We start from the raw sequence: 12,116 nt of genomic DNA, 5'->3' as shown, positions 1-12,116 counted from the left end.
GGTGTCCCGGCCCTGCGGTCCGGCGTTGAGGAGGCGTGTGACGCGCGGCGTCGGGGTTCGGATGCCGCGTCGGTGCGCCGCAGGGCGGTCCCGGTACGCGCCGGGGCCGCCCCGCGGACCGGCCTGGTTCAGTCCGGGTGCTCGGGCCCCACCGCCGTACGGGCGCCCGGTACGCGGGGTCATGGAACGTGAGTTGAGCAGACGCCCACCCCGTCGGTCGATGACTTCCGGACAGGTCTCACATTGCGGAAACGTGGAACTTCTCCTGGCGGGATGATGCGCGTCGGCCCGGCTGTTGTTCGAAGGACGGAACGCGCAGCTGGAGGGATCCGACATGACCGTTCAGGACGTCGACCGGGTGAGCTTCGTACAGGACTGGGAGGAGTGGCACCGGCAGAAGGAGGCGGTGCTGGCCGGCCCGCACGGGTTCCTCGCGATCACCGGTCTCCACTGGCTCAGCGACGAGCCCACCCGGTTCGAGGACGCGCCCGGTGCCTGGTCGAGCACCACCGCCGGGGTGGTCGTCGCGTTGGACGAGGGCGAGGAGGTGACCGTCGACGGGCAGGCCGTGCGCGGCCGTCACGGCTTCGGCGTCCTCGCCGAACGGGCCAGTGTGTACGTCGGCTGGGGCGACGCGGTGATCGAGGTCGCCAAGCGCGGCGGACACGACATCGTCCGGCCCCGTCACCCCGGCAACGCGCTGCGGACGGCGTTCACCGGGACACCTGCCTACGAGCCGGACCCGCGCTGGGTGCTCTCCGGCCGCTTCCTGCCCTTCGGTACCCCGCGCCCGGTGACCGTCGGTGCCGCCGTCGAGGGTCTGGAGCACGTGTACGACTCCCCCGGCGAGGTCGAGTTCGCACTGCACGGCGCCGTGCACCGGCTCACCACGTTCAACGGCGGGACGCCAGGAGCCCTGATGGTGCTGTTCACCGACAAGACCTCCGGCGTGACCACCTACGCGGCCAACCGCTCCCTCCGGATCGCCGCCCCCGACGCCGAGGGCAGGGTGACGATCGACTTCAACCGCGCCGCCAACCTGCCCTGCGCCTACACGGACCTGGCCACCTGCCCGCTGCCGCCGGCCGAGAACCGGCTGCCGGTCGCGATCGAGACGGGCGAGAGGATCCCGCTGGAGCGCGGCGGCCGCCCCTGACGGAACCGCGCATCTCCTGGCCCCCCGCCGCCGTAGCCGTAGCCGTGGCCTCGGCCGGCGGCGGGGGCCGTCTGCGGGTGCCGGCCGCCTCGATCCCGCGGCCGTCTCTCTCGTCAGGTGCGCTGTTGCTCCGTGAGCGCCTTGGTGAAGTGCGTGACGGGGCGCTCCACCCGTTCTCCGTCGAGAGTGATGTCGACGGCCTCGTTGTAGAAGGCGAGCAGCCCCTGGACCGCGCCGACCGCGGGCAGCGGGTCCGGATAGCTCCAGACGACGTTGGGCGGGACGTCGGCCTCGCCGCGCCACGACCAGTACTCGGCGGTGCCCTTGTAGGGGCAGCCGGTGTGGTGGTCGGTGGCTTCGAGCAGATCGAGGCGGACGTCCTCGCGCGGGACGTAGTAGCGGGTGGGCAGGCCGGTCTCGAAGAGCAGAACCGGCCGGTGGGTGTCCGCGACGACCGTGCCGGCGATCTCGACCACCAGGTGACGGCTGCTGGGGATGGCGTCCACCCGCTTGTGCGGGTCACGGGGGTGGATGAAGATCTCTTCCTCCTCCTCGTACCAGTGGTCCAGGCCCCGTCCGACGCGCCGGAACCACTCGAAGGCGACGTGGCCGGCCAGGTCGGCGGCCGGGAAGGTCCAGGCGGCGTTCTCCAGCAGCTCGCCGTCGACGTCCAGGTCGTAGAAGATCCGCGAGCCGGTGTGGGTGCCGGCCGGGGGGTTCTTCGCGGGGCGGAGCAGGTCCTCGCGGACCTCCGCGCGCGGGAACGCGTACAGCGGTACGGGCACACCGGGCTCCCAGACGAGGACGGGATGGTGGCTGTCCACGACCGTGACGTCACCCTTACGGCCCCGCACCCAGCGCTCGCTCGGCTCCCACAGGAGCCCCTCGGGTGTGGTCCGCACGGCCTGCGCGGTGGGGAATGTGGTCATGACCGGCTCTCCTTCGGCTTGCTCACGCGGTGACTTCGGCGACGTAGGGGCGGTTCTCCCGCCAGGCGGCGAGCTGCTCGGGGCGGCCGAAGACCCGCAGGTACTCCTCGACGTTGCCACTGGCACGCTCCCACACCGAGACGGGTTCGAAGTCGGAGCCGTCCGGGTCGGCGAAGGCCGGCAGCGGTGCCACGACGGTGTCCAGACTCGGGTGGACGAACACCGCGGAGGAGCGGCGGGTGACCGAGCCGCCGGCCACCACCCGGTGCCGTCCGGGGCGCAGCCTGCCCTCCGTCCAGTTGGTCAGCAGGGTGCCGGTGAACACCTGGAGGGCGTCGGGCCGGATCGGTACGGGGGTCCAGGTGCCGTCGGGACGCTGACCCTGCAGGCCGGCGTAGTCACCCTCCTGGTGGAGCACGGTGAGGGCGGAGCCGTCGGCGTGTTCCAGGAGGAGGAGCTTCTCGTCGTCGGAGGCGCTGTCGTACGGCCACTTCGGGTAGTTGTTGACGACCAGCGTCGTGTAGACGTCGCCGCCGAGGGGGAAGGTCTCCGCGGGCACGTCCAGCACGCGCGCGTACAGGCCGAGGACGCGGCGGGCGACGTCCACGAACGCGTCCTGGTAGCGCCGGGCCGCGGCGCGCAGGCCGGGCTCCTGCGGCGGCCACACATTGGCGTGGGCGTAGAGGGTGGCCTGCTCCGGGGTGAGCCCGGCGGCCACGGCCGCGTCCGGGTCGTCGTACTGGCCGATGTTGAACCGTTCGAGTTCGAGGCGGCCGAAGTCGTCGGGCCACTGCCGCCAGCCGCGGTTGGGATGCCCGGTGGGACTGGCCAGCTGTTCCTTCTCGTCACGGGGGAGGTCGAGGACGCGGCGGAAGCCGTCGTTGAACCCGGTGATCACCTCGGTGGGAACGCCGTGGTTGACCACCTGGATGATGCCGATGGACTCGGCGGCGCGCCGCACGCCGGCCAGCAGGTCCTCCGGTGCGTCGTCGGCGAGGGCGGCGGCGAGGTCGATGACGGGGATGTCGTCCGACATGGCGGGTGCTCCTTCGGTGGTGGACTCAGTGGGTCAGGGGGCGCAGGACGTCCGCGAGGGCCTGCGGCTCCGCGTGCACGGTGACGATGTCGCCCTCGGGTACCTGGGTGCGGAACCGGTCGAGGGACCCGGCGTCCAGCGGGCCGCCCTCGGTGCGGACGAGCAACGGGGCGTGGACGGCGGCGAGCTGCTCCCAGAGGGTCTCGTCGTCCAGTGCGGAGGGCGCGTCCGTGGGGAGGCTGCCGAGGTGGTGGCGCCAGGACCAGGTGCCGTCGGCCGCTTGTTCGGTCTCCAGTTCGGCCGTGCGGGCGGCGTCGGTGGCACCGTGTTCTTCCAGCCAGGCCGCCGCCTCGTCGCGGGTGCTGAACTCCGGGCTGGCCGTGGGCCACAGCCGCAGCCCCGGAGAGAGCGTGCCGGGCAGCGCGTCGACGAGGACGAGACGTCCGACGCTGTGCGGGAACCTCGCCTTCAGGGCGATCGCGGCCAGCGCGCCGAACCCGGCCCCCACGACGGGCACGCCTCCCGGTGCGAAGGACCGGGCGGCCTCCTCCAGCGTGGCGGCCAGCCGCCGGGGGCGGTAGTCGCCCCGGCCGCGCCTGCTGGAGCGGCCGTGGCCGGGCAGGTCCAGGGCGACGGCGGGCCGGTCCAGGGCCAGCAGGACGTCGTCCCAGGAACGGGCGCTGGCACCGGCGTCGTGGAGCAGGACCACGGTGGGCCTCTGCGGGTGCCAGAAGACGCCGCCGACGTGACCGCCGGTGACCACGGTCATCCAACGGCGTTGGATGACGGGGGCGTTCGGCAGGCCGGCGAACTCCTCGGCGGCGGTGCTCGCGCTCGTACTCGTGGTTGTGCTCGTACTCGTGGTCATGAGGGCTCCCGGGAGTTCGGGCGGTTGTCGGGTCACAGGGGGTCGGACACGCTGAGCGCCGCGCTGTAAGGGATGCCGGCGGGCAGGTCGGAGGGGTCGAGGTGGCAGCGCACGACGTGACCCGCGCCCAGGTCGCGATCCGGCGGCGGTACGTCCGCGCACAGCCCGGCGATCCGGCGGGTGCAACGGTCGGCGAAGCGGCAGCCACTCGGCCCTGCCGGGGCGCTGTCGGGTGTTTCCGGCAGGCTCGTCACCACCGGACGCGCCGCGGCCTCGACCAGCAGGGCCGTGTACGGATGCGACGGACCGCCCAGCACATCGGCCGCGGGCCCCTGCTCGACGATCACGCCGCGGTACATGACGGCGATCCGGTCGGCGAGATGGCCGACGACCGCGAGATCGTGCGAGATGAACAGGTACGACGTCCCCGTGCGGTCCCGCTGGTCGGCGAGCACCTCCAGCACCGCCGCCTGCACGCTGACGTCCAGCGCGGACACCGGTTCGTCGCAGATCACCAGGTCGGGGCGGCCCGCGAAGCCGCGGGCGATCGACACGCGCTGTTTCTGCCCGCCGGACAGCTGGGCCGGGCGGCGGCCGAGGAGATCGGCGTCGATGCGGGCCCGGTCCAGGAGGGCGTCGAGGGACGCGTCCGAGGCGTCTCCGAGAGTGGCGAGCGCTCTTCTCAGCACCGTGCGCACGGTGTGGCTGGGGTTGAGAGAGGCGTCCGGGTTCTGGAAGACCATCTGGATACGCGGACGCAGGCGGGCTTCGCGGCGGGCAAGGTGTGCGGGCAGTGGTTCGCCGCGCAGCCGCAGGGTTCCCGCACCGTCGGGCGCCAGACCCGCGACGGCACGGGCGAGGGTGGTCTTGCCGCTGCCCGACTCCCCCACCAGGCCGAGGACTTCGCCCTCGCGGATGGTGAGATCGACGTGGTCGACCGCGGTGGTGTGCCCGAACTTCCGTACCAGACCCCGCACTTCGACGAGGACGGCAGGCTTGTCGATCGGCCGTTCACCGCCCCCCTGCGTACCGACTTCCACGGTGGCCTCCCCCGGGTGCAGGCAGCGCACCGCCCGGCCCGGCACGGCTTCCACGTCCAGCACGGGTTCGGTCGCCCGGCAGGCGTCCTCGGCCAGCGCGCAGCGTGGCGCGAAGGTGCAGCCGGCGGTGGTCTCGCCCGGCAACGGCAGCCGGCCGGGCAGGGGCCGCAGCGGGCGCTGCCGACGCGTGACACCGAGGACCGGGACGGCCGCCAGCAGGCCCGCGGTGTAGGGGTGGGCGGGGGCGACCAGGACCTCGCCCACCCGCCCGGTCTCCACGAGGCGTCCCGCGTACAGCACGCCCACGCGATCGCACATGCGGCCGATCAGACCGAGGTCGTGGCTGACGAAGACCACCGCGGCGTTGAGCCGACCCCGCAGCTCCTTGAGCAGTCCCAGTACTTCGTGCTCCACGGAGGCGTCGAGCCCGGTCGTCGGCTCGTCGAGGATCAGCAGGCGTGGCTGCACGGCGAGGGCGGCGGCGATCACGACACGCTGCTGCTGACCGCCGGACAGCTGGTGCGGGTAGCGGTCCACGAGCCGCTCCGGGTCGGGCAGCCGTACCGTGCGCAGCAGTTCGACGGCGCGTTCGCGGCTCTCACGGCGTGACAGACCACGGCCGCGCAGGACTTCGGCGAGTTGCCTGCCGATCCGCATCGTCGGGTCGAGGGACCCCGCAGCGTCCTGGTGCACGAAGGCGAGCCGGGAAGCCCGCCACTCCCGCAACCGCCGCCCGCCCAGGGCCAGTACGTCGGTGCCGTCCAGCCGCACGCCGCCGCCGAGCACCCGTCCGCCCGGCGCGAAGTGGCGGGCCAGCGCGTACGCCAGGGTCGACTTGCCGCACCCCGACTCGCCGACCAGGCCGAAGGTCTCGCCGGGGGCGACGGTGAACGACACGTCGTACAGGACCTGGGCGGAGTCGTACGCGACGCTCAACCCGTCCACGACGAGCCCCTGTCCGCCTGCGCCCGCCCCCGTGACACCGATCCCTTGTTCGCCTGTGCTCAACACCCCGGCGTCGAGGCCTGGTTCACCTCTGCTTAAGCTCCTGCCGCCCAGCCCCTGGTCGCCTGTACTCAACCCTCCGGCGCCCAACTCCTGGTCGCCTGTGCCCAACTCACGGGCGACGAGGTCCTGTTCGTCCGTGCTCATGCGGTCGTACCTCCCGCCGCCCGCCGTGAGGTGTCCGCGACCAGGGCGACCCCGACCACCAGGGAGACGATCGCCAGGGCGGGTGCGAGGACCGTCCACGGCGCGTTGTTCAGCCACACCCGGTTGTCGGCGACGGCCGCGCCCCACTCCGGTGAGCCGGGTGGCTGGCCGAGGCCGAGGAAGGAGAGGGTCGCGGCGGCGAACACCGCGTCGCCGAGCCGTGAGGTCGCCTCGACGTACACCGTGGAGCGGACGTTGAGCAGGATCTCTCGGCCCAGCAGCGACCACAGGGGCTCACCGCGGAGCCGGGCGGCCTCGACGTACGGCTTCCCCCGTTCCACGAGGGTCGCCGCCCGTACGCTGCGCGCGACGAGCGTGGTGAGGGCGGTCGCGACGACGAACACGAGCACCGGCGTCGAGCGGCCCAGGAACGCGACGAACAGCACCGCCGCGATGACGGCCGGAAAGACCACGACCGCGTCGACGATCCGCATCACCACGTCGTCCAGCCAGCCGCCCACCCCACCCGTGACCAGCCCGATCACGGTGCCGGCCAGGACGGCCAGCGCGGTCGCGGCCGGCGCCACCGCCAGCACGGGGCGTGCCCCGGCGAGGGTGCGCGAGAACACGTCACGGCCGAACTGGTCGGTGCCCAGCCAGTGTTCACCGCTCGGCGACAGGAAGCGGTCCTGTGGCCGCTGTACGTCGGGCGGGTAGGGCACCAGGTGCGGCCAGAACAGGGCGACCGCCGTCCACAGCACGATCAGGGCGGCTCCCACGGCGGAGGCGACGGGCTGGCGGCCCAGCCGTCGCAGTCGTCCCAACGGCCGCAGGGCGATCGAAACGGTGCTCACGCCGCACCCCCGAGCCGTATCCGCGGATCCAGCAACCGGTGGACGAGGTCGGCGAGCAGCACGACCAGCATGTAGAGGGCGCCCAGCACCAGGGCACTCGCCTGGAGCGTCGGCAGGTCCTTGTCCTGCACGGACTGCAACAACAGGGCGCCGGCTCCCGGGTAGTTGAAGAGCAGTTCGACCACGACGATGCCGCCGAGCATGTATTGGAGCTGGACGCCGAGGGCGCTGGTGGCCGGTACCGTGGCGTTGCGCAGCACGTGCCGCAGGACGATCCGGGCCGGGCCGGTCCCGCGCAGCCGGGCCGCGCGGACGTAGGGACCCTCGACGACGGCGACGGTGCTGGCGCGCACGTGCCGGGCCACATAGCCGGTACACACCAGCACCAGCGAGACGGCCGGCAACAGCAGGTGCCACAGGGTCTGTCCCAGGCTGTCGGCCCCGGGCCGGGTCTGCGCGGACGCGGGCAGCCAGCGCAACTGCACGGAGAAGACCACCAGCAGGACGACCCCGGTCACGAACTCCGGTGTGGCGCCCAGCGCCAGGGTCGCGGAGGTGATCGCCCGGTCCAGCACCCGGCCGTGGTACAGCCCCGCGATCACGCCGAGGGTGAGCGCGACCGGCACCAGCAGCAGGAACGCGAACGCCGCCAGGAACAGCGAGTGTCCGAGCCGCTCCAGGAGCAGTCCGCGCACCGGCACGTGCAGCGTGTACGACGTCCCCCAGTCGCCGGTGACGAAGTGCCTGAGCCAGCTCCCGTACTGCACGACGAGCGGCCGGTCCAGGCCGAGTTGGTGGTTGAGGGCGTGCACCGAACTGTCCGTGGCCTCCCGGCCGAGGACGGTGCGGGCGACGTCGCCGGGCAGTACCTGGGTGGCGAGGAAGACCAGGAGGGAGACCGCCAGCAGGGTCAGCGGGACGGCGGCGAGGCGGCGGAGCAGAAACCGGGTCATGGTTCAGATCCGGGAGACGCTGGTGAAGTCGACGTACTGGCTGGGGTGGGCCTGGACGCCGCGGAACCCGCCGCTGTTGTAGGCGCGCGCCGCGCCGCTCCAGTACGCGATGACGATCGGCACGTCCTCGTGCAGGGCCTCGGCGATGATCTCCGCCTGCTTGCGTCGCTCGGCGTCGCTGGTGGCGGCGTCGTAGGCCTCGGCGGCAGCGTCGAGGGCCTTGTTGGCGTACTTGGAGCCGTTCCAGACGCCGTTGCTCTTCACCATGGGGATGATGAACTGGCTCGGCACGGCTCTGCCCGCCCAGCCGACCAGGTTGGCGGTGGTGAACAGCCAGGGCGTGTCCTTGGCCTGGTCGCCGCCGTAGAACTCCTTCGAGGAGCGCTGGTCGAGGTCGACGGTGATGCCGGCCTCCTTCAACTGGCTCTGCACGGTGACCGCGTAGTCCTTGCTGGGCGGGTCGAAGGTGAGGGTGAAGCGCAGGCTCTTCAGGCCGGCCGCCTCGAGGAGTTCGGTGACCTTGGCCTTGTCCTTGGCGCGCTGCGTGATGTCGGTGGGGGCGGCCGGGAACAGCGGCGCGAACAGGTGGTCGTTGCCGAGGTCGCCGAGTCCGCTGCCGGCGGCCTGGCGCACGGCGGGCCGGTCGAGGGCGTAGGCGACGGCCTGGCGGACCTCCTTCCGGTCGAAGGGCGCCTGGTCGACGCGGAGGGTGAGCACGGTGACACCTGTGCCCCTGACCTTGTCGACAGCGATACCGCCGCTGTTCCCGAGGGGTTCGACGAGGGCGGGCCGGCTGAGGAACTGGGCGTCGATGTCACCGGACTGGAGGGCGACCAGGTCGGCCTGGTCGTCGGCGTAGAACTTCACGTCCACGCCGTCCAGGTAGGGCTTCGGGCTGTCCCAGTACTTCGGATTGCGGGCGAGGGCGGCACCCGTCGACACGTCGTACGACGTGAGGGTGAAGGGGCCCGTGCCGATGCCCTGCCTGGTGAAGTCGCCGGTGTAGTCCTGCTTCAGGATCACCGCGTTGTAGTTGCCGGCCGAGACCAGGTACGGGAAGTCGGAGAAGGGCCGTTCGAGGGTGAAGACGACGGTCGAGTCGCCCTGGGTGGTCACGCCGCCGGACTTCAGGACGGTGTCGAAGGCGGACAGGGCCGCCGACTTGCTCTTCGGGTCGAGCAGCCGGTCGAAGGACGCCTTCACGGTGGCGGCGTCGAGCTTCGTGCCGTCGGAGAAGGTGACGCCCTCGCGCAGGGTGAAGGTCCACTTGCGGCCGGTCGCGTCCGAGCTCCACTTGGTGGCCAGCCGCGGCACCAGCTTGAAGTCCTTGTCGAGCCAGATCAGGTATTCGGCCACCAGCTGGTAGAGAGCGATCGCGGTGCCGTCGTACGCCGTGACCGGGTCGAGGGCGGTGGGCGGCGGCGGGGCGCCCACGCGCAGGGTGCCGCCGCGCCTGGCCGGGCCGGTGGGCGAGGCCGCCGTCCCGGCCGACGCCTCGTCCTCGGCGCTCGGCGCGCAGGCCGCGAGCAGGGCGGCCAGGGCACCGCCGCCGGCCAGGGTGAGGAAGCCGCGGCGGGTACGGACGGCGGGCAGGACGTCCCGCCAGTGCTGGGGCAGCGGGTCGGCGTCGGATGCAGGCATGGGTTCTCCAGGGAATGACCGGCGGCACGGGACAACCTGGGGGAGCTGTACGCGGGCGTGTGCGGTGCGGACAGAAAGGTGAAAGACGACGAGAGGTGAGGTGCGGAGAGACGACGAAAGGCGCGGAGCGGTGAAGGGCGCGGACGCGTGGAGCCGAGGGCCGTCAGAAGGCCGGCGCGAGGTGCGCGGTCGGGTGCCTCAGCGCTGCGGACAGGCGCACGTGCCGACGCGCAGCAGATCCACGTGGATCCTCCGGGTCAGCAGCGTTTTCGCGGTCACCCCTCATTGATAACAGCGCAGTTCGGCGGCAGACAATGCGGTATCTGTTTCAGAATCGAGAAACTCAGCCGCAAAACTCCGCCCGTACACTTCCGGCATGACCGACTCCCGCCGCGCGCTCGCGCGCCCCGCCGACGGCTGTCGCCGCCACGGTTCCGACGACCACCGGCCGTCTCCGAGGCACGACACGGGAGTTGCTCGCGATGCAGTCACCGGCGCACATCCGGCCCGCGGGGCTCTCGGACGGCACACCTGACACCGGTCACTCCTCGATCGACGAGTTACTGGTCCGTGCCCGTACCCGCCTGACGCGGCTGGCCCCGGCGGACGCGGCCCGTGAACTGGGCGACGGCGCCCTGCTGGTGGACGTCCGCGCGGACCTGGTGCGACGCGCCGAGGGCGAGATCCCCGGTTCCCTCGTCATGGACCGGAACGTGCTGGAGTGGCGGCTGGACCCGTGCAGCGCCTGGCGCATCGAGGAGGCCGTCGACCACTCCCTGCGCGCGATCATCATGTGCTCGCAGGGTTACATGTCGAGCATGGCCGCCGCCGGGCTGCACGACCTCGGACTGGTGCGGGCCACCGACATCGCCGGCGGCTACGAGGCCTGGCGCGCCGCGGGCCTGCCGGTGGTGCCCGGCGGCACGCTGCCCGGGTCCTACGTGGCCGCCGCCCCGTCCCCGATCAGTCTGGACCCGGGCGGGCAGCGCATGCTGGTGGACGGTGCTCCCGTCGCCCTGACCCCGTTGGAGTTCCGGCTGCTGACCGCCCTGCTGCGCGGCAACGGCCGGGTCATCACCCGGGAGGACCTGCGCTCGGGGCTGGGCGAATGGGCGGGCAGCCGCAGCCGCTCCGTCGACCTGCACATCCACCGCATCCGTCGCAAACTGGGCCCCCGTGCAGCGGCTCTGCTCACGACGGAACGGGGCGTCGGCTTCCGCCTGCGCGCGACACCGGCACCGGCACCGGCACCGGCCGAGAGCGGCTGACGGCCCGGGTCACGGGCGATCATGGGGCGCTTCTCCGGCGGACGGCAGGGGGCGTTTCTCCGACGGACGGTTCGTGTGGCGGCCGGTGATCGGGGGACGGCGAGCGGCCGGTCGGCGCCGTCGCTGACGCCGATGCCGGTGCCGACGCCGAGCCTGATGCCGACGCCGACGCCGACGCCGACGCCGAGCCTGATCCCGATGCCGATGCCGTCGCCGACGCCGACCGGGGGCCGGGCGGTGCGGCCGAACGACAGCACGTACAGCAGCCACAGCGCGCCATGCCCGGAGAAGACGATGACCGTCAGGAGCAGGGCCTGGACCGCGTACAGCGTCTGGGTCCACAGCAGCAGGGTCCGGCGGTCGTACCGGTCCGCGATGACCCCGCCCCACAGGCCGAACAGCAGTACGGGGGCGAACTGGAGTCCGGCGACCCAGCCGAGCGCGGTTCCGCTGTGGGTGAGCGTCAGGACGAACCAGTCCAGCGCGACCCCCTGCATGGCGCTGCCGATGTTGGACACCAGGCCGGTGCTCCAGTAGATCCGGTAGTCACGGACCCGTAGCGCGGCGAACACCCCTGTCGGAGCGCTGCTGTTGACGGCCATGCCTCTCTCTCCGGCAAGTCACGACGAGTTGGGACGCACAGGGGCGGGAACGGCCGCTCGGCGACGGCGTGTTCGCGGCTGGAGAAGGGTGAAGGGAGCGCGAGCGGTCAGCGACAGGTCTGGTCGAACTGGTCGGCGCGGCGGCCCACCCAGAACGGGTCGAGCCGCACCGTGCGTGCCTGACCTGCGGTCTCCATGGCCGGATCAAAGCACACGGCACCAGGTGCGTCCACCGCGCGTCCCGGCACGTGAGACGGTCCCGTCTTCTCGAACAGGGCGCCGGATGCGGCATTGACGTACGCCAAAACCGATCCGTACGATCGCCAACGGCATTGAGTGTCAGCGTCAAGCCCTGGCTCGCTGACCGGCAACCCTCCCCCGCGGTGGGGTGCTCCAGGTGAAAGCCCGGCGGGGTCAGCGACGACTCCCGCAAGCGCGTGGCCCCGTGACCGGGGCCGGAGACGAGGAGGGACCGGCATGCGACACGGCGACGACCCGGCTGCCTCCCCCGCCGACGCCACGGCGTACTCCCGGCTCTCGCGCCGGCGCCACATCGATCTGAAGCGCTCGACCAGCTGCCTCTGTCGGGCCTGACCGGCCCGCCTGCCGCCGGCTGA

At 72.3% G+C, this 12,116-nt stretch carries 11 protein-coding genes, 1 pseudogene and 1 riboswitch; of the genes and pseudogenes, 3 read left to right on the top strand and 9 right to left on the bottom strand.

What is annotated here, in order from left to right:
* The first annotated feature begins 334 nt into the window (after positions 1-334).
* A complete protein-coding gene (locus tag ACWDGI_RS09645; protein WP_450757088.1) occupies positions 335-1,156 on the top strand; it encodes a DUF1684 domain-containing protein in 822 nt (273 codons plus the stop codon).
* Between the two features lie 113 nt (positions 1,157-1,269).
* Here ACWDGI_RS09645 and ACWDGI_RS09640 read toward each other — a convergent pair whose 3' ends face one another.
* From ACWDGI_RS09640 to ACWDGI_RS09605, 8 genes are all read right to left on the bottom strand, one after another.
* Positions 1,270-2,085, bottom strand: coding sequence for a DUF427 domain-containing protein (locus tag ACWDGI_RS09640; RefSeq protein WP_450757086.1), 816 nt, complete (start codon positions 2,083-2,085; stop codon positions 1,270-1,272).
* Positions 2,086-2,107: 22 nt separating this feature from the next.
* Complete coding sequence (locus tag ACWDGI_RS09635; protein WP_450757084.1) at positions 2,108-3,121, bottom strand: 2-oxoglutarate and iron-dependent oxygenase domain-containing protein; 1,014 nt, start codon at positions 3,119-3,121, stop codon at positions 2,108-2,110.
* Positions 3,122-3,146: 25 nt separating this feature from the next.
* Positions 3,147-3,989: an alpha/beta fold hydrolase gene (locus ACWDGI_RS09630; RefSeq protein WP_450757082.1), complete on the bottom strand. Its 843-nt coding sequence runs from the start codon at positions 3,987-3,989 to the stop codon at positions 3,147-3,149.
* Positions 3,990-4,021: 32 nt separating this feature from the next.
* Positions 4,022-6,181, bottom strand: a complete 2,160-nt coding sequence (locus ACWDGI_RS09625) for a dipeptide ABC transporter ATP-binding protein (protein WP_450757080.1) — start codon at positions 6,179-6,181, stop codon at positions 4,022-4,024.
* Positions 6,178-7,035: an ABC transporter permease gene (locus ACWDGI_RS09620; protein ID WP_450757078.1), complete on the bottom strand. Its 858-nt coding sequence runs from the start codon at positions 7,033-7,035 to the stop codon at positions 6,178-6,180. The genes ACWDGI_RS09625 and ACWDGI_RS09620 overlap by 4 nt, the downstream gene beginning before the upstream one ends.
* Complete coding sequence (locus ACWDGI_RS09615; protein WP_450757077.1) at positions 7,032-7,988, bottom strand: ABC transporter permease; 957 nt, start codon at positions 7,986-7,988, stop codon at positions 7,032-7,034. The genes ACWDGI_RS09620 and ACWDGI_RS09615 overlap by 4 nt, the downstream gene beginning before the upstream one ends.
* Before the next feature lie 3 nt (positions 7,989-7,991).
* Positions 7,992-9,629 carry an ABC transporter substrate-binding protein gene (locus ACWDGI_RS09610; protein WP_450757076.1) on the bottom strand — a complete coding sequence of 546 codons (1,638 nt, stop codon included), beginning with the start codon at positions 9,627-9,629 and terminating at the stop codon, positions 7,992-7,994.
* Between the two features lie 198 nt (positions 9,630-9,827).
* Complete coding sequence (locus tag ACWDGI_RS09605; protein WP_450757472.1) at positions 9,828-9,908, bottom strand: putative leader peptide; 81 nt, start codon at positions 9,906-9,908, stop codon at positions 9,828-9,830.
* A gap of 203 nt (positions 9,909-10,111) precedes the next feature.
* Here ACWDGI_RS09605 and ACWDGI_RS09600 point away from each other — a divergent pair, with 203 nt between their 5' ends.
* Positions 10,112-10,897, top strand: coding sequence for a winged helix-turn-helix domain-containing protein (locus ACWDGI_RS09600; RefSeq protein ID WP_450757074.1), 786 nt, complete (start codon positions 10,112-10,114; stop codon positions 10,895-10,897).
* 305 nt (positions 10,898-11,202) lie between these two features.
* Here the strand turns inward: ACWDGI_RS09600 and ACWDGI_RS09595 are convergent.
* Positions 11,203-11,499 (bottom strand): annotated as a pseudogene (locus ACWDGI_RS09595) (MFS transporter); the annotation flags it as partial.
* A gap of 328 nt (positions 11,500-11,827) precedes the next feature.
* Positions 11,828-11,941, top strand: a riboswitch (SAM riboswitch).
* A 35-nt stretch (positions 11,942-11,976) separates the two neighbouring features.
* Between ACWDGI_RS09595 and ACWDGI_RS09590 the strand changes: the two are divergent.
* A complete protein-coding gene (locus ACWDGI_RS09590; protein ID WP_450757072.1) occupies positions 11,977-12,093 on the top strand; it encodes a putative leader peptide in 117 nt (38 codons plus the stop codon).
* Positions 12,094-12,116 lie beyond the last annotated feature (23 nt).

The organism is Streptomyces sp. NPDC001220, from assembly GCF_053597895.1.
The sequence above is the reverse complement of the archived record's forward strand: the minus strand, read 5'-3'. Positions and strand labels throughout refer to the sequence as shown.